The sequence below is a fragment of the Bacillus sp. FSL W8-0770 genome (genome assembly GCF_038008705.1).
GTDB lineage: Bacteria > Bacillota > Bacilli > Bacillales > Bacillaceae_G > Bacillus_A > Bacillus_A cereus.
Genome location: NZ_JBBOZR010000002.1, coordinates 175,051 through 194,246, shown reverse-complemented (window position 1 = coordinate 194,246; position 19,196 = coordinate 175,051). Strand labels below are relative to the sequence as shown.

The following is a 19,196-nucleotide window of genomic DNA, read 5'->3' as shown; positions in this document are numbered from 1 at the left end:
TACAATAGTTTTTCCTGTTGGTAAAAATATAGAGGTGAGTAAATGGGAAATTATACTTCTTCAATCTTATATGATGTAGAGCCTTGTAAAAGTTCTGAACAGAATTGTATTGATGATGTAATTGCTACGTTAGCTAATTGGTTTAAGCGTAAACATTATTTAATGTACGCTAGATTATGGGATTTTGGTTTTTCTCCTGTCGATAATGGAAATCTAGGGGATGGTTTATATACAGAGTCTGGTTATTTTGTAAGTGATTTAGAAAAATATCATGGTATAAAAAGTACTATATTTGATACAGATTCATCCGATGAAGGATTTGAAATTATATTAGAACAATTATACTCGGGATTTCCTGTGGTGGTAACCATGAATGCATACTGGCTTCCTTGGGATGAGAATTATCTAAAAAATCATATTGTTCATTCATTTGTTATTGTAGGATATGAGCCCGAAGAAGACTGTTTAATTATTACCGATCCATATTTTATGGTTAAAAATGCACAACTTTCAACAGAACTTTTTCATAAGGGTTATCAAAAAGTAAGTACTTTAAAAGTTACTGAAGATGAAATCACAGACATACAATCGATTACAACCGATTTGTCAAATTGGATAAAACATATAAAAGATGAAAAACATATTTTTTCACAAATGCACCTTTTTGCTACGAAACTAATAAGTAGGTTTGATTTAAATAAAGAGACAGATGGATATTTAGACTTTAATGATGTTCCGTTATTCTCACATTTAGGTCAAGTTGTAGATGGCCGAGTGAAGTTTTCAAAAATGCTTTCGTTTCTTGGTGAGCGTTATCACTCGGACTTCCAAACTATCGCTGAATCTATGAAGACAGCAGCTGCCAATTGGGGAGTAATTCGTGGATCATTGATAAAAATGCACTTAACAAAATCAGTAACTAAAGAAGGAATAGTAAACATTTCAGATAAAATTCACCATGCTGCAGAATACGAGCAAAATTTAGCTGAACAAATAATGATATTTCTTTTTTCTGTTATAGAAGGTAATACAAAGAATGTAATTATAGATTCTTCTCCATCGATGGAGACTACTAATTATGTAAAACCACTCGATGATATGGAGAGAAAGCTAGTTGATATATGGAAAGAAGTTATAGGTAATCCTTGTATTGGTGTGGAAGATAATTTTTTCGCACTTGGTGGTCATTCCCTTCATGCTACTCTAATCAACGCTAAAATATGGAAAGAATTTAACGTGCAATTATCATTGGCAAATCTTTTTGAGTATCCAACAATAAGCACTTTAAGTCATTTTATTAAAAATTCAAAAGAAAATAGGTTGCAAGATATAGAAATAGTACCGGAATCTGAGGTATACCCGGTTTCATCGACTCAAAAAAGAATGATGTTATTACAAGAGATGGATGGGGCACAGATGACATACAATGTACCAAGTTGTTTTATTCTTAAAGGAATGGTGGACCGGAAAAGGATAGAATTAGTCTTTGAAAAGCTTATTAAACGCCATGAAATACTCAGAACACAGTTTGAGTGGCAGGGAGATCAGTTAGTACAGAGAGTATTAGAACAGGTAACATTTGAGCTAGAAATGATAAAGGGAGAGTATAAAGAATGGTTGCAACCATTTAATCTTTCTAAGGTTCCGTTAATGCGGGCTGGACTAAAGGAGTTAAAAGATAATAGTTATTTACTTGTAATTGACCTTCATCACATCATAACAGATGGCGTGTCTTTAAGTATATTTATGCATGATTTTAAGGCCCTATATGCTGGGGAAACATTGCCGGAAAATCGTTTGCAATATAAAGATTATGCTGTGTGGGAACAAAAATTATTATCTTCTAAAGAATTTGATATCCATGAGAAATACTGGGAAGAATTATTCTCAGGGGATATACCAGTTCTTGAATTACCATATGATCGAGGTCGACCACCTGTAAAGAGTTTTGAGGGTGAACAATATAATTTCCAAGTAAACAAGGAAATTACTCGGAAAATAAAAAAAATAGCACTAGAAACTGATACGACACCTTTTATGTTACTTATGGCTACCTTCACTATTTTTCTGTACAAGCATGGGGAACAAAAGGATGTCATTATAGGATCACCAGTTGCAGGTAGGCCGCATGCTGATCTGTTACCTCTTATGGGGTTGTTTGTAAATACAATTGCATTACGTTATCAAATAAATCCAGATCAATCTTTTATTAATCACTTGAAAAAAGTGAAAAACGATACGTTAGAAGCTTTCGAACATCAGGTGTATCCATTTGATCAGTTAGTGGAAAAATTAGATCTTTCTAGAGACTTAAGCCGAAGTGCTTTATTTGATGTCATGTTTGTATTACAAAATTCGGATGAAAAACATACAGTTGTGGATGGATTAGAAATTAGCACGGAAACAAACACAGATACACTAACAAGTAAGTTTGATTTAACTCTTATTGCTGAAGAAAATAAAGATATATATGAATTCACTTTTGAATATGCTACATCTTTATTTGATAAATCAACAATAGTAGAATTTGGACGGCGATTTAACCTTCTATTAGAAGAAATAACAACTCATCCTAATGTTAGTCTAAAAGATATTCAAATGTTAACAAGTGAGGAAAAAGAACTTGTTTTATCTGCGACTCAGGAGAAAGAAAAAATAAAAATAGAGACTGATTTTAATTGGGATATAGGTTAATTGATTTCCCAGGTCTCAGAAGGAGTAATTACATGGATAATCATGAAAAAATACGTCAATACATTAAAAAAAATCTTATTATTTTTAATGCAGAGGAAACTATTGTTGCTAATGATGACAACATATTTGAAAAAGGTTATGTAAATTCGCTCTTTGCTATGCAAATGTTAAATTTCATAGAAACGGAGTTTGATATAGTAGTAGATAATGATGAACTTGATATTATTAACTTTTCTACTATTAATAATATGGTTGATCTAATTAACAAAAAGAAGAATGGGAATTTCACAGTATGAGTAATGCAGAAGAGATTCTGGGAGTAGTTGATGAGTTTGCGGAAAAGAAGCTTCGGCCTCGAGCAAGTGAGTTTGAAAGTAATGAAGAGCTTCCCTATGATGTGATACAAGAAATCTCAAGTTATGGTGTATTGGGTGCAACGATACCAAAAGAATATGGTGGGCTTTCTCTTGATTCTTTAGATTATGGTCGTCTTACTGAAATCATTGGTAAAGCTTGTAATTCGGTTCGTGAATTACTTACAGTTCATGTATCTTTAGTAGGGGAGTCAATTAAAAGGTGGGGGACTGAAGAGCAAAAGAGAAAATGGTTACCTGAGATGGCAAAGGGGAACCTATTATTTTCATTTGCCCTAACTGAGCCAGAGGTTGGTTCTGATGCAAAAGCTGTTGGAACTTCCTATAAACAAGTTAATGATCATTTTATTCTTAATGGGCACAAAAAATGGATTTCTTTTGCTGACATTGCGGATTGTTTTTTAGTTTTTGCGTCTAGTGAGGGAAAAGTTAGCGCTTTTATTGTTGAACGGTCAATGACGGGTGTTTCTACAAATAAAATGAGTAAACTGTTAGCAAGTAATTCCTCGCATATAGCTGAGATTCATTTGCAAGATGTAAAGGTACCAGCTGAAAATTTGTTAGGACCAATTGGGGGTGGATGGAGTTATGTAGTTAATACAGCTCTTGATCATGGTAGATATAGTATTGCCTGGGCGGGAGTAGCCATTGCTCAAGAAGCACTAGAAGCAATGGTAGCTTATTCAAGAAGAAGAAAACAAGGAAATAAATATATATGTGAATATGAAGCAATTCAAACAATTTTAGCAGAAGCAAGTGTAAATATAAAAGCAGCTCGTTCGTTATGCCAAGAGGCTGGGAAAAAGCGTCAGGATAGACATACTGATGCTGTAATTGAAACAACCATTGCAAAATATTTTGCCTCAAAGATGGCTATGAAGGTAGCCACAGACGCTGTCCAAGTGTTTGGTGGAAACGGGTTTTCAAGAGAATATCCTGTTGAGCGTTTATTTAGGGAAGCAAAGGTTTTAGAAATTATTGAAGGTACCTCGCAGGTACTTCAGCCAATTATTGCGCAGCATGCACTTCACACTTGTTCTCAAAAGGGAGGACTTTTAAGAATATGATTTATGAATTGGTAAAAGAAAAGGATGAATTTAAACAAATATCACCACTTCTCGTTGATTATAAGAACCATCCAATACTTAATGGTATAGCTCATGGTTACAATAAGGGACATATTTATGTGGATAATCCTAATAACCCTAGATGTGCACTTGTATGGGCAGAACAAGAAATTTTTTATTTATTAGGTGATCCTACAAGTAATTTTGTTTCAAGTCTACCAACTTTTATTAAAGAAGTAATTGCACCTGAGGCTCAGCAGATAGGGGATGACTTTTTTCAGGTTGAATTATTACCCGAATCAAAATGGAAACAGGTTGTCGAGGAACAATTGCAAATGTTTATTCCTAAACCTTACACTCGAGTAACATTTACTTTTGATCCGGAGTCTTATAATAAGTTATCTAAACCTAATATGCCTGATGAGGTAACGGTGGAACGAATTACAATCGACATGCTATCAGATAAAAAGTTCGCAATGGTACGGGATGATATTGTTGATTTTTGGGAGTCAACTCAGGATTTCATCCGAGATGGATTTGGTTATGTAGTAATGGTACATGAACAAGTTGTAACTAGTTGCTTATCGGTTTTTGCAACAGATACTGATGTGGAAATTGGAATTAATACTTATGATTTATTCCAGCGAGGTAAAGGGTATGCTTGGTTGGCTGCAAGAGCATTCTTGGATGACTGTTTAAAACAAGGAAGAACACCACATTGGAAGACAGAGGATTTTCGTATTCCATCTATTAAACTAGCGGGAAAAGTTGGATTCACAAATCTTCAAACCTATACAGCTTATGTGTTTCCTTATAACGAATTAGATAATTTCGTTTTTACCGCATACCATCAACTAAGATATTATTCAGATTTTAATAAAGCTAGTGAGTTTGTACAAAAAGCTCGTACTATAGGAGATTTAAATGCATGGCATCATTTTTTACTTTCATGTGGTTATTCATTAATTGATAGAATCGATCTTTCGTTAAAGCATATGAATCTTGCACTGGATTTAGGATGGAATGATGTATCAGATATTCGCTATGTAGTTGATTTAGTGAATTTAAGAAAAACTGAAGAGGGACGAGCTTTATTAGATAGAGTTGAAGATAGCTTAAGATGAAAAAAAGGGAGATAAAAAGATGAATATTGTATTTATGTTTCCTGGCGTAGGATCCCATTATTCTGGAATGGGTAAGTACCTTTATGAAAACTTCCCTGTAGCACGTGAGATATTTGAAGAAGCAAGTGACACTCTAAAAATAGACATGGCTTCCCTTTGTATGGAGAAGATATACAAAGCTGACCTTGAAAAGTTACAAAATTCACAGACTGCTTTAGTAACAACTAGCATGGCAGCTTTTCGAGTTTTTGAACAGGAAATAGGCAATAAACCAGAGGCAATGATTGGATATTCTTTGGGAGAATATACAGCTCTATGTGCTTCTGGAGCAATTGCATTTTCAGATACCTTAAAATTAGTACAAGAACGTAGTACGATTTTGAGTAGCTATGCATTGACTATAGATGGAACTATGGCATGGGTTAACAATCTTGCTCCAGAAATTGTTGAAGGTATTTGTTCAGAATTGTTAACCAAGGGACAGGAAGTATATATATCGGCTTATGACACTCCAAATAAAACATCAATTTCTGGTACAAACTCTGCGGTTCAGTTAGCTTGTGAAATGGTAGTAGAGCATGGGGGAATTGCAATCCCCCTTAAATTAAGTGGGCCATTTCATTCTCCTATGATGCAACCTGCTGCTGAAAAATATAAGAGTGTACTAGAAAATATAGATATGAAACAGCCATTAGTACCTGTCATAGCGAATCATGATAGTTCAATGTATAAAGGTGTAGAAAATATAAGAGAAAACCTTTACTTACAATTAATAAAGCCTGTGAAATGGTTGGACATGATTCACTATCTAATGAATCAAGGGTCTATGAAAGCTATTGAAATGGGACCAAAGGAAGTCTTGAAGTATCTTCTGCAAGCTATTAACCCTGCTATATCGACATTTAATTATGAAAGGGAGAAAGATATCCTAAATACAAAAAATTCTTTTACATTACAAGAATCTGATTATGAAGAAGTTATATCAGGGTGTTTAACTGTAGTTGTAAGTACAAAAAATTATAATACAGATTTAAGTGATTATCAGAAAAAGGTAGTACTCCCATTTCAAAAGGTCCAAAGTCAATTGGAAGAAAAAATTAATTCGGGGTATTCAGTGGAGAAAAGTGATGTAGAAGAAGCAATCCAAATGATGAAAACAGCACTTACTGAAAAACAGATTAAAGAGAGAGAACAAAAACGTTACCTGCAAAGAGTTCTTCAATGTAAAAGTTTTTAGATATAAATTATAAATATATTAAGGGAGCGATGATGGATAAATGTTCAAGAAAATTGGTATTGTAGGTGCTGGAACAATGGGGATCGGCATGGCAGTAGATTTAGTGCTGCATGGTCTAGAAACGGTATTAATTGATGTTACAGAAGAGCAGTTAGAAATAGCGGAAGAGAAAATATTAGAGACAGTTCGCTTTGCTCCTCTAATTAATAAAGCATTTCCTAGAATGCATAAGGAAGAAGTACTTTCGTTAATAAGCAGCTCTACTAATCTTGATGAAGTGGCTGAATGTGATTATATAGTAGAAAATGTTCCAGAAAACTGGCAAATTAAAGAGCCGATCTATAGAAGATTAGATGAGATATGTAAAAAGGATACAATTTTTGGAGTCAATACGTCTTGTATCTCAATAACAAAAGTAGGAGGAGTAACAAAGCGTCCAGATAAAATAATAGGAATGCATTTTATGAATCCGGTATATATGAAACCATCTATAGAAGTTATTAGAGGGTATTTAACTTCAGATGAAACGGTCGAAAAAGCTCAATCTTTCCTCAAACAATTAGATAAAGATGCAATTGTGGTTAATGATCAGACTGGGTTTGTTTCTAACCGTATCTCCCACTTATTCATGAATGAATCGGCTTGGGTTGTAATGGATGGTGTAGCAACGCCTAAACAGGTAGACGATATATTTAAAAAATGCTTTGGACATACAATGGGTCCATTAGAAACAGCAGATTTAATTGGGTTAGATACAGTATTACATTCTTTGAATGTACTTTATGAGGAATATCAAGATCCAAAGTTTAGATGTTGTCCATTACTTAAAAAGATGGTGGATGCAGGTGAATGTGGTAGAAAGAGTGGTAAAGGTTTTTACGCTTATTAAAATTAAAAATTACAAATAGGGGTGTATAAAATGCAAGATAAAAATTTAGAACAAATTATTCATATGTATATTCAAGATCATGTAGGTATTGAATTTAATGATGATACTGAGATTTTTGAAGAAGGATTAGTTAATTCTTTATTTGCAATCCAATTGATGACTTTTCTTGAAAAAGAATTTGCCATAAAGGTAACTATGGATGACTTAGATATGGATAACTATAAGTCTGTAAATTCTATTGGTAATTTTATAAGAAATAAGCAAATGGTTCGGTAATGGACATGAAACAATACTTAGAGCCATCTCAATATAAAATGTATCAGAATTTTTTGGATTTTGTTTATGAAAATATAGAACCTTACGCTAATAGTTGGGAGATTGAACAGGGCATTCCATCAGACATAATAAAGACTTGTGCTAAAAATGGTTATTTAGGTGGAACACTTCCATCAGAGTATGGTGGATTAGAATGGGATTATGTAACGTATGGGTTATTTACTGAAGCAATAGCAAGAGGTAGTGTCTCTCTTTCGGGATTATTTAATGTCCATACGATGGTAACAGAAACGATTTTAAAATGGGGAACAGAAAATCAAAAAAATCAGTGGTTACCATTACTTGCATCTGGTAATCAAATAGCTGCATTAGCCCTTACTGAACCTGGAGCAGGATCAGATTTAAATATGATTAAAACGAACTTCGATCAACACGGGGATAAATTAATACTTAATGGAGTGAAGAAGTGGATCACTTTTGGTGCAGCTGCTGATGTGTTTTTGGTATTTGGAAAACTAAATGGTGAACAACCAGTTGCCTGTTTAGTACCAAAAGATAGTGCGGGTGTAAATGTTACTCATATAAGAGACATGCTTGGATTTAAAGCTGCATATTTGGCAGAAATTGAATTCAATAATGTAGAAATACCTTTAGAAAATATCATTGGTAGACCAGGATTTGCTTTTACTTACCTTGCACCGTATGCTTTAGAATTTGGGCGTATTTCAATTGCCTTTGCTGCTCTTGGTGTATTACGTACTTGTTTAGAAATCTGTGGGAATCATGTATTACATAGAAGTGCATTTGGTAACTCTCTAATTGATCATGGCATGATTTCACATATGATTACGGATATGGGAGTAGATTTAGAAGCTTCTATACTCCTTAGTTTAGAAGCTTGTAAGGCCAAAAATGAACATCGAGCTGATGCTACTGAAAAGATTATGATTGCAAAATATTTTGCATCGCGCTCAGGTACAAGGCATTCAACGAATGCTGTACAGATTATGGGAGCACTTGGTTGTAATGATAATTATTCAATATCAAGGTGCTTTAGAGATTCCAAAACAATGGAGATCGTTGAGGGGAGTAATCAGATTCATCAGCTATTACTTGGTAAGGGATTTGCTAAAAAAGCGAAACGTGCCATTGAAAAAATACCTGTAACTAAAGGAGTGATACAACCCGGATGAGTACATGTATACAAAAGCTGTTTGAAGAACAAGTAGTCCGTACGCCAGATGAGGTTGCTGTTATCTTTAAAAAAGAAACATTAACCTATAAGGAATTAAATGAAAAAAGTAACCAATTAGCTCGTCTTTTACGTGAAGGTGGAGTTGGTCCAGATACAGTTGTAGGTATTATGGTAGAGCGATCTATCGAAATGGTTGTCGGAATTTTCGGGATATTGAAAGCGGGCGGAGCATATCTTCCGCTTTCCCCGAATCATCCATCATCACGATTACAATTCATTATAGAAGATAGCGGTGCTAAATTAATACTTACGCAAAAGCAAATCCTACATCGTTTTCAAGATAGTTTGAAGGCTGATATGTTGGCTTTAGATTCGATTTCCTATGAAGGAAAGAGTGAAAATCTAGAGTGTATTAACAAACCCTCTGATCTTGTGTACGTAATATACACTTCCGGTTCAACCGGGAAACCTAAGGGTGTTATGATTGAGCATTCGGCCTTAATAAATCGAATTGAGTGGATGCAAGAGGCTTATCCAATTAGTTCAAAGGATACTATATTACAAAAGACCCCTTATACATTTGATGTATCCGTATGGGAGATGTTCTGGTGGGCCATAGTTGGAGCCAAAGTATGTATTCTTGCGCCGGGGATGGAGAAGTTTCCACAGGCTATTATTGAGACAACTGAAAGTAATGACGTGACAATTATGCATTTTGTACCATCTATGTTAAGTGCATTTTTACACTATCTTGATGTGACAGGTGAAACTAACCGAATAAAATCGTTGAAACAAGTATTTGTTAGTGGTGAGGCACTACTGTCTCAACATGTAAACCGTTTTAATAAGTTGCTAAATTTCTCTAATGGTACACTTCTTACTAATCTGTACGGACCTACTGAAGCAACCATTGATGTGACTGCTTATGATTGTCCGACACATGAGATTACAGAAGGGAGCGTTCCAATAGGGCGACCAATTAAGAATATTGAGATGTTTGTTGTTGATAAATATGGTAATAAACTTCCGGAAGGCCATATAGGAGAATTATGTATCTCAGGTATAGGATTAGCACGTGGATATGTAAATAGGCCGCAATTAACGGCAGAAAAGTTTGTACAATATTCCCTTGATACCCGTATATATAAAACTGGTGACTTAGCTTTAATAAGATCGGATGGGAATATTGAGTTTCATGGAAGAATTGATTTTCAAGTTAAAGTTAATGGGCTTCGTATTGAGTTAGGGGAAATAGAATCGTGTTTAATGTCTTGTGAAGGAGTTTTACAATGTGCGGTAATTGTAAGACAAGAATCAGAGATGGTAGTTAAGTTAATAGCTTTCTATGAGTCAGAAAATGATATTGAGTTAGAAAGGTTAAAAAAATATCTTCGCTTATTTTTACCAGATTATATGATACCTAACCGTTTTGTACGTGTAAATGAAATGCCATTAACGGATAGCGGAAAGATAGATAGAAAAGCACTTGCCTTATTAGGTTCCGATAAATATTCACACCATACCACACTTGTAGGAGGTTCTGTTAATGAGGAAAGCAGTAAAGATTCATAAAGAAGATATTGAAGATGTAATCGCCCTTACACCAGTGCAGGAAGGTATTCTTTATCATTACTTGAAAGAACCCGAAGGAAAGCTATATCATGAAGAACTTCGACTTTGCTTAACTGGAAAAATTAATATTCCAAAGTTTGAAGAGGCGTGGAATTATGTAACGCGGGAAAATGAAATGCTGCGTACAATTTTTCGATGGGAAAAAGTTAAACAACCTGTACAACTTATACTAAAAGAGCATACTCCGAACATTATTTATAGTGATGGCAAAGTATCTAATGATACAGAAAGCTTTGATTTACAAACAGTTCCCTTTTCTATCGAACTGTGCCATTTGAACGAAGGCGAATATGAAATGGTTTTACGTCATCATCATATTTTGTTTGATGGTTGGAGTAATAGTATTATTTTACAAGAGTTTATTAAGGTATATCGAGAGTTAATAAAGGGAGATGTACCATCATCTATAAATAAAAAGAAATTTAAAGAATATATACTATGGCAACAAAAACAAGATAAATCAAAACAAAAGCTTTTTTGGGAACAATATTTAAATGAATTAACTGAACAAATAAATTTATCCAATAAAAATTCTAATCAACTAAAAAAAGCAAAAACATATGTAAAAGAGATAGATAAAGAGCAAAGTGATAGATTTCGAAGTTTTGCAAGTAATCAAGGTGTAACATTGGCTACATTATTCTATACAGCCTGGGGTCTATTATTACAAAGGTACAAAAATTCAGAGGACGTAATATTCGGTACAACAGTATCCGGGCGTTCAATTCCAATGCACGGTCTGAGTGAAATGGTAGGTTTATTTATAAATACACCACCACTTCGTGTAAGTGCTGATGGGAGAATGACTGTTTCAGATCTTTTACAAAGAATTCAAAGTGATGTCCAAAGAAGAACTGAATATGAAACGACTCCAATTGTTGATTTAAACGTGTCATTTGACACTATTATGGTAGTTGAGAATTATCCTCTTGATATAGAACAGCTGAAAGAAATTGATGAAAGTGTAAGAATTTCAGGTTATGAAGTAAATGAAATGACCAACTATGATTTAACCGTCTCAATAGAGTGTTTCGATTCTATTAAACTTGCAATGATGTGGCCTGAAGATCTATTTGATGAATCCATTATTACCAGTATAACTAACCATTTTATACAACTATTAGATTCAATGCTTTTAGATGAAGGACAACCAATACAAACTCTTAAGATGTTAGATGAGGCAGAAGAAAAGTTTTTGCTTCAAGGTGGTCAAAATCAAAGTGCTACATTCCCACACACAACACTTCATCAATTAATTGAGATGCAAGCTGAAAAGCATCCTGAGAGAGTGGCACTTACATTTGAGAATAGTGAGATGACTTATGGAGAATTGAATGAGCGTGCGGATAAAGTGGCATTTGCTCTTCTAAAAGAAGGTGTAACTTTAGATTCGCCAGTAGCTGTAATGTTGGATTACTCATTTAATATGATTATCTCTCTACTTGGTATTTTAAAAGCAGGTGGGGCTTATGTTCCAATTGATCCTGATTATCCGCAGGAACGCATTGATTTTATTCTTCAAGATAGTGGTTCAAATGTAATAATAACCTCAAATTTATTTGAGGATAAAGTTAAATTTGATAGCACAATACTTTTTATTGAAGAACTTAATAAGACACCGATGCAAGATTTCGAGAGAGTAGATGTTGCCCCAAATAATTTAGCATATGTCATTTATACTTCTGGAACAACAGGACGTCCTAAAGGGGTTATGATTGAACATAGTAATGTAATACAACTTGTCATGCATCAACCAAATAGTTTTAAATTCTCTAGTAATGATGTGTGGTTACTATTTCATTCTTTCTGTTTTGATATGTCAGTTTGGGAGATATTTGGATCACTTACTTATGGTGGACGTCTTGTCCTGGCAACAAAAGAAACAATCCGTGATACGTATAAACTTGCTCAGTTGATTGCAGATGAGGGAGTAACGGTATTGAATCAAACTCCATCTGCATTCTATGTTTTTCAACAAGTAGTTGAAGAGATGCCTAAACTTGCTTTTAAAATTAGGTTAATTACATTTGGAGGGGAAATGCTGAAGCCAGGTTTACTGCAAAGTTGGTTTAAGCGTTCACCTAATACGGTCATAGTAAATATGTATGGAATAACTGAGACAACAGTACATGTTACTTATAAGGAAATTGGAGAAAAAGAAATGCACAGTAATCTTAGTGCTATAGGCGTGCCTCTTCCTACGTATTCGTGCTATGTATTTGACAAACAAATGAATCCTACACCTAAGGGAATGCAAGGGGAACTTTATGTTGGAGGGTATGGAGTTGCGCGGGGATATCTAAATCGTCCTGAACTAAACAGTGAACGTTTTATACAGAATCCTTATAATCCAAGTGAAAGATTATATAGATCAGGAGATTTAGTCCGTATTCTTGAAAATGGCGAAATGGAGTATATAGGTCGTAGTGATCATCAAGTGAAGATACGTGGTTATCGAATTGAAACAGGAGAAATAGAACATCATTTACAACAGCATGCGGATGTGAAGGAAGCGGTAGTTTTATCTATTGCTTTTGGAGAGGAACAAGAACTGTGTGCTTATATACTAACTGATCAAGATATATCTCAAAATGAATTACGTTATTATCTTACTGACAAAATACCTTCGTATATGATACCTATGTATTTTGTACTTTTAAGTGAAATGCCATTAACTACGAATGGAAAAGTTAATCGTCGTGCTTTGCCTAAGCCTACTAAGTTAGTACAACCAAATGATTTACTAGATGAGCTTGAAACAACGGTAGCTGATGTTTGGAAGGAAGTTTTGGGGGTAGAAAAAGTAGGGTTGTATGATAATTTCTTTGATGTTGGAGGGAACTCCTTAAAAATGGTTCGATTGTTCTCTCGTTTACGAAGCAAGTTTGAAAAAGAACTTACAATGCCTATGTTATTCCGATACCCAACGGTTCATGATCAAGCTTCCTACTTTAGAAGTGATAATGCTATGGAACACCAACCTGAAGAAGTTAAGAAAGAAAATCTTTTATCTATGAATAAAAATGATGTAGCAGTGGTTGGTATGGCGGTTCGTATGCCAGGCGCTTCTAATCTTAAGCAATTCTGGTCAAATTTAGAACAAGGGATAGAATCCATTCGTACATTTACAGATGAAGAACTTAGTGAGATGGGCATACCAAAAGAAGTGATTCAAAAACCTAATTATATAAAATCTAAAGGGTATTTAGAAGATGTAGATGCATTTGATAATGAATTTTTTGATTACAGTCTAAAAGAAGCTGAAATGATGGATCCACAACTGCGAATACTTCATGAATGCGCATGGGAAGCACTAGAACAAGCAGGTGAGGTTAATTCTTCTCATATGGATACAGGAGTTTATGTTGGAGGATCACCAAATTTCCACTGGCTTCGTTCTATTGCTAGTGAATCTTCTAATACATTAGAAGATTTCCAAGCAATGTTGTTAAACGAAAAAGATTTCTTTGCTACTCGATTGGCTTATAAATTAAATCTAAAAGGACCAGCGATTACAGTACAAACAGCTTGTTCTACCTCCTTAGTTGCTATTCAAAACGCATGGGCAGATCTTATCGATGGACGATGCGACATAGCCTTGGCCGGGGGAGTAAGTATAACTTATCCAACAAAAACAGGATATTTATATGAAGATGGTATGATTTTCTCACCAGATGGTCATTGTCGAGCTTTTGATAAGGATGCTCAAGGAACAGTGGGTGGAAATGGTGCTGGTATTGTAGTACTGAAAAGGTTAGAGGACGCTCTTCGAGATGGGAATTTAATACATGGAGTTATTAAGGGAGCTGCAGTAAACAATGATGGATCCAATAAGGCTGGATTTACAGCGCCAGGGGTTGATGGACAAGCTGCTGTTATAAAATCGGCTCATGAAATAGCTGGCGTTAAGCCTGAAGAAATCTCATATATAGAAACTCATGGTACTGGTACGCAACTAGGTGATCCTATAGAAGTAGAAGCATTGAAGTTAGCTTTTGGTAAGCAAGAACCAGGTAGAGTTTTAATTGGATCAGTGAAGACGAACATTGGACATTTAGATGCTGCAGCAGGAGTTGGAGGATTTATAAAGACGGTCTTAGCTTTGAAAAACAAGAAAATTCCGCCGAGCCTTCATTATAATAACCCAAACCCTAGCATTGATTTTGGAAAAAATCCGTTTCGTGTAAATACGGAACTTATCCCATGGAAAGAAGAAGTAAGAAGAGCGGGTGTTAGTTCGTTTGGGATGGGTGGAACTAATGCACATATAGTGTTAGAGTCTGTTCCTGACAATGCTAAGAATTTTGAAAAACAATCTTGGAACTTATTAACTGTTTCAGCAAAAACAGAGGAATCCTTAGATAAAGCTACTAACGATCTATTATTGCATTTGAAGGAGAATCCAGAGATATCACTATCTGATACAGCTTATACATTACAAAAAGGTCGTCGTGAATTTCCATACAGAACTGCTGTAGTTGCTAATGGAATAGAGGATGCCATAGAAAAACTTGGTGATACGGGACTAGAGAAAACAAACGCAATGGAGAGTAGACCTTTAGCCTTTCTTTTTTCAGGTCAAGGATCACAGTATATCAATATGGGTAGAGATTTATATGAAAATGAACCTGTATTTCGTGAACACGTTGATCAAGGTTTAGCCTTACTCTCAAATTGGTTAGAAATAGACATGAAAAATATTTTGTATCCTACAAAGGAGACAGAGGATAAAGCAACTGAACAGTTAAATAGAACTTCAATGACGCAACCTCTACTATTCACTATTGAATATGCATTAGCCAAGCTTCTAATGAATTGGGGAGTTTATCCAAGGGTCATGTTTGGCCATAGTATTGGTGAGTTTGTAGCAGCTTGTTTAGCAGAAGTAATGTCTTATGAAGATGCATTACATTTAGTAATGATTAGAGGGAAGTTAATGAATAGCGTACCAGAAGGCGCTATGCTAAGTGTAAATTTATCTGTTGAAGAATTAAAAACCTATATAACAGATGATGTAGATATAGCAGCTGTAAATTCCTCTCAACATTCAGTAATTTCTGGTACTGTACTTTCAATCAATAAGATTGAGGAATTACTTTTAAATCATGGAGTAAAGACAACGCATCTATTTACTTCGCATGCTTTCCATTCTCGAATGATGGATGAAGTTCTAGATGCATTTGAGCAAGCTGTAGGAAATATAAAATTATCAAGTCCTAAAATACCTTATATATCTAATGTTACAGGTGAAATGATTACAGCAAATCAAGCCACATCACCTTCTTATTGGGCACAGCATCTACGAAGTACTGTTCAATTTTCAAAGGGATTATCTGAAATTTTTCATTTGAAAAATGTAATTTGCCTTGAGATTGGACCAGGTAATGCATTATCAACTTTTGTATTAAAACATTTAAATAGAAGTAAAGATCAATTGGCTTTAAACATGTTACGTCATCCTCTGGATAAATCAAATGACTTCGAGCATTTATGCAAGCAAATGGGACGGTTATGGATGCAAGGTGGAACTATAAATTGGAATACTTTTAATAACAGTGAGAATAAAAGGTTATTAGATTTACCAACGTATCCTTTCATGAAAAAACGATTTAAAGCTGATCCATTTTTTAATACTCAATCTCAGAGTTTAACTCAGGAAACAAGAGGCCATAATAAACAGGCTAATATTAAAGACTGGTTTTATTTGCCTTCTTGGGAACGCAAAACATTAAAATCTATACAAATAAAGAAAGAACAAAAATATAAATGGCTTATTTTCAATGATCATCTAAATCGATTCAATCGACTGATAGAAAAATTAAAAAGAGAAGGTCATGATGTAATTGAAGTTAAAACAGGTGGTATTTTCTCTGAAAAATCCGACGGTTTATATACGATATGTCCATCTCAAAAAATGCATTATGAAATGCTATTTTCAGAATTAGAACAAAAAGATTTATTACCAAATAAGATTATACATGCTTGGAGCTTTAATCCAGTTAATGAGGTTATTCTCGATCAAGAGAGAATTGAACGATCAATGGATGAAGGATATTATTCGTTACTTTATATTGCACAAGCAATTGGGAAAATTAATTATGAGGGAGCATTACAGTTAAACATTTTTACTGACCGTATGTTTGAAGTTACAGGTACAGAGCTGAACTTAAAGCCAGAGCAAGCTACAATTCTAGGCTTTTCAAAAATATGCAATCTTGAGTTTCAAAATATAAAATGTCGTACCATTGATATGGATACAGATTCTCAACAAATGTTTGAAGAAGCGGGTTTAATGGAGAGTTTTGTGGATTCTACTGATATAGTTGTAGCTTATCGAGGACGTCATCGATGGGCGCAAACGATTATTCAAAGTCCTTTTGAGGAAGAAGATGTAGAAATTGATAGATTACGAGAGGGTGGCGTTTATTTAATTACTGGTGGACTTGGTGGACTTGGATTTGAAATTGCAAAAGATTTAGCTAATAGAGTACCAAATGTCAAACTTATATTGATTGGCCGCTCAGAGTTCCCACCTCGTAATCAATGGGAACAGTACTTAGAAAATAAAGACGAGCGTGTAAGCCGAGTTATTTCTGATTTGTTGACAATGGAGTCTCAAGGTGCAGAATACATGATCCTTAGTTCTGATGTTTCCAATCAAGATGATATGAAACAGGCAATTGATAAGGCTAAATCTCGTTTTGGTTCTATTAATGGCGTAATTCATGCAGCAGGTGTCGCTGATTATCTAGGTATTATGATGAATCGTGAAAAAGAATCTAATAATAAAATTTTAGCTCCGAAAATTAAAGGTACACTAGTACTCGATGCTTTATTAAAAGATGAACCAATTGATTTCTTCGTATTATGTTCATCAATTGGTAATGTGGCGTATCATATGAAATTTGGTCAGAGTGGTTATAATGCAGCGAATGAATTTTTAGATGCATTTGCGTTTTATAAGCGGGCTCATGATGGAGTGTTCACTGTAGCTATTAATTGGCCAGATTGGCAAGAGGTGGGTATGTCACTTAAGTCGGCTGAAATATGGGCAAAGCAATTTAATATGGATATGGAAAGTGTATTACATGATGGTGTAACTGTAGAAGAGGGTTTAAAAGTATTCCGTAGTATCATCAATAGAAATCAACAACAAGTCGTGGTTTCTCCAATAGATTTACATTGGAAACTTTTAAATGGTGCCAACTATTATAATGAACTATTGGAAAAAGGAAGTAAGAATAGATTAAAGCAGAATCGTTCAGATGTTTCCACAACGTATAGACCACCAACTAATGAAATTGAACAACAATTATATGAATTATTAAAAGATATGTTTGGAATCGAAGAAATAGGAATTTACGATAATTTCTTCGATCTAGGAATGAGTTCTTTAGATCTTGTTCGTATTAATGTGAAATTAAAAGAGGCCTTTAAACGAGACTTACCTATAGTTGTTCTTTATGAGCATACGTCAATTAAATCTCTTGCTAAATATTTAAGTAATCAAGAAGTAAATAACAATTTAACAAATAAAAAAGAGTTATTGAAAGCGAAATCGGTTATGAAAAATACATTATCTGCTTTAAAAAGTAGAAAGTAGTAAAGGGAGGGGAACAACATGATTAATAAAGAAGTAGTTCCGTCAAAAGTTGAGTTTTGCTGGGGATTACCTGTTATTCCAACACCACAAACAAAAGAACTTCTAGAGGAATATGTTAATCAAGCTAAAAGAGCTGAGAAGAATAACTTTGACTCGGTATTGGTTTCCATTGCACCAACATCTGTTGATCCAATGATAGCAGCGTCTATGATTGGAATGAATACGGAGTTTGTAAAGATTTTGGTTGCGCAAAATACAAACCAGATGCTTCCTACCGTAACAGCAAAAGCATTGAATACTTTAAATAGTTTAATTGGTAATCGTGCAGATATTAACATTGTAACTGGAAGTGCCTCGCTTGTCCTTGCGCGTGATGGATTACCAGAACCGCACCATGTTCGATATGCTAGGACAAAAGAATATATTGAGCTGTTACAACAATTAAGACGAGGAGTAACTAGCTATAAAGGTGAATTTTATCAAGTAGAAAATACTGATATTTATCCAAAGGAAGATCTCTCTCGAAGTGCCCGCTACTTTGTAGCGGGGTCCTCCGAGGAGGCAATGAGAGTAGCTGCAGAGTATGGTGATGCTTATATACTTTATGCAACAGATCGCAAAAGTCTTAGAGAACACTATCAAACAGTTAATAATTACGCTAAGCAATATGGGCGCGAGAAAATTCCAGGTGCTATTTTAGTAGACATCATTGCTCGTGAGACTTCAGAAGAAGCATATGAAGAGGCATATGAATTACTTGAGAGAACACCAGCAGCCTTAAAGAGGATGACTAAGCTATTTTTAGATAATGCAGATTCTGTTGGACTTCGCCGATACAAAGATTTAATTACAAAAGATAGTATGTGGATAGATGATCATCTTTGGGGAGGTCTAAGTTTAGTTAACCCATCTAATTCAATTTCTATAGTTGGTAGCTATGAGGAAGTCATCTCGACGTTAACTGATTTTTGGGAAATAGGGGCAAATTATTTTCTTATTACTTCTCAGATTAGTGAGCATGAAATTGAACGTATTGGTCAAAATGTTGTGCAACCATTTAAAAAGAAAATTGAAAAGTTAATCCAAGTTAACTAAAAGAGGGCTA

General features: G+C 34.6%; 11 protein-coding genes. All 11 read left to right on the top strand.

The window, feature by feature from the left end:
* The first annotated feature begins 42 nt into the window (after nt 1-42).
* From NST27_RS27705 to NST27_RS27655, 11 genes are read left to right on the top strand one after another with little or no spacing between them, the layout of a single operon-like run.
* Nucleotides 43-2,694 (top strand): condensation domain-containing protein, encoded by a 2,652-nt coding sequence (locus NST27_RS27705; RefSeq protein ID WP_001988175.1) that lies wholly within the window; start codon nt 43-45, stop codon nt 2,692-2,694.
* Between the two features lie 32 nt (nt 2,695-2,726).
* On the top strand, nt 2,727-2,990 hold the full coding sequence (locus tag NST27_RS27700) for an acyl carrier protein (protein WP_000368639.1): 264 nt from the start codon (nt 2,727-2,729) through the stop codon (nt 2,988-2,990).
* Nucleotides 2,987-4,135 (top strand): acyl-CoA dehydrogenase family protein, encoded by a 1,149-nt coding sequence (locus tag NST27_RS27695; RefSeq protein WP_000063355.1) that lies wholly within the window; start codon nt 2,987-2,989, stop codon nt 4,133-4,135. The genes NST27_RS27700 and NST27_RS27695 overlap by 4 nt, the downstream gene beginning before the upstream one ends.
* Nucleotides 4,132-5,259: a GNAT family N-acetyltransferase gene (locus NST27_RS27690; protein WP_000638850.1), complete on the top strand. Its 1,128-nt coding sequence runs from the start codon at nt 4,132-4,134 to the stop codon at nt 5,257-5,259. Before NST27_RS27695 ends, NST27_RS27690 begins: the two co-directional genes overlap by 4 nt.
* A 19-nt stretch (nt 5,260-5,278) precedes the next feature.
* A complete protein-coding gene (locus NST27_RS27685) occupies nt 5,279-6,496 on the top strand; it encodes an ACP S-malonyltransferase (protein WP_001028177.1) in 1,218 nt (405 codons plus the stop codon).
* Nucleotides 6,497-6,536: 40 nt separating this feature from the next.
* A complete protein-coding gene (locus NST27_RS27680) occupies nt 6,537-7,385 on the top strand; it encodes a 3-hydroxyacyl-CoA dehydrogenase family protein (protein ID WP_000473347.1) in 849 nt (282 codons plus the stop codon).
* Between the two features lie 30 nt (nt 7,386-7,415).
* On the top strand, nt 7,416-7,661 hold the full coding sequence (locus NST27_RS27675) for an acyl carrier protein (protein ID WP_001152970.1): 246 nt from the start codon (nt 7,416-7,418) through the stop codon (nt 7,659-7,661).
* A complete protein-coding gene (locus NST27_RS27670; RefSeq protein WP_000367337.1) occupies nt 7,661-8,854 on the top strand; it encodes an acyl-CoA dehydrogenase family protein in 1,194 nt (397 codons plus the stop codon). The genes NST27_RS27675 and NST27_RS27670 overlap by 1 nt, the downstream gene beginning before the upstream one ends.
* Nucleotides 8,851-10,428, top strand: coding sequence for a zwittermicin A synthase ZmaJ (gene zmaJ / locus NST27_RS27665; RefSeq protein ID WP_002099041.1), 1,578 nt, complete (start codon nt 8,851-8,853; stop codon nt 10,426-10,428). Before NST27_RS27670 ends, zmaJ begins: the two co-directional genes overlap by 4 nt.
* Nucleotides 10,403-18,091 (top strand): hybrid non-ribosomal peptide synthetase/type I polyketide synthase, encoded by a 7,689-nt coding sequence (locus tag NST27_RS27660; protein ID WP_001224106.1) that lies wholly within the window; start codon nt 10,403-10,405, stop codon nt 18,089-18,091. The genes zmaJ and NST27_RS27660 overlap by 26 nt, the downstream gene beginning before the upstream one ends.
* 18 nt (nt 18,092-18,109) lie before the next feature.
* Complete coding sequence (locus NST27_RS27655) at nt 18,110-19,186, top strand: LLM class flavin-dependent oxidoreductase (protein ID WP_000608550.1); 1,077 nt, start codon at nt 18,110-18,112, stop codon at nt 19,184-19,186.
* Nucleotides 19,187-19,196 lie beyond the last annotated feature (10 nt).

Bases quoted from the DNA above. Each gene is read 5' to 3' on its own strand.
- NST27_RS27660 (WP_001224106.1), top strand. From the start codon at position 10,403: ATGAGGAAAGCAGTAAAGATTCATAAAGAAGATATTGAAGATGTAATC.
- NST27_RS27685 (WP_001028177.1), top strand. From the start codon at position 5,279: ATGAATATTGTATTTATGTTTCCTGGCGTAGGATCCCATTATTCTGGA.
- NST27_RS27705 (WP_001988175.1), top strand. From the start codon at position 43: ATGGGAAATTATACTTCTTCAATCTTATATGATGTAGAGCCTTGTAAA.
- NST27_RS27680 (WP_000473347.1), top strand. From the start codon at position 6,537: ATGTTCAAGAAAATTGGTATTGTAGGTGCTGGAACAATGGGGATCGGC.
- NST27_RS27695 (WP_000063355.1), top strand. From the start codon at position 2,987: ATGAGTAATGCAGAAGAGATTCTGGGAGTAGTTGATGAGTTTGCGGAA.
- NST27_RS27690 (WP_000638850.1), top strand. From the start codon at position 4,132: ATGATTTATGAATTGGTAAAAGAAAAGGATGAATTTAAACAAATATCA.
- NST27_RS27700 (WP_000368639.1), top strand. From the start codon at position 2,727: ATGGATAATCATGAAAAAATACGTCAATACATTAAAAAAAATCTTATT.
- NST27_RS27675 (WP_001152970.1), top strand. From the start codon at position 7,416: ATGCAAGATAAAAATTTAGAACAAATTATTCATATGTATATTCAAGAT.
- NST27_RS27670 (WP_000367337.1), top strand. From the start codon at position 7,661: ATGGACATGAAACAATACTTAGAGCCATCTCAATATAAAATGTATCAG.
- zmaJ (WP_002099041.1), top strand. From the start codon at position 8,851: ATGAGTACATGTATACAAAAGCTGTTTGAAGAACAAGTAGTCCGTACG.
- NST27_RS27655 (WP_000608550.1), top strand. From the start codon at position 18,110: ATGATTAATAAAGAAGTAGTTCCGTCAAAAGTTGAGTTTTGCTGGGGA.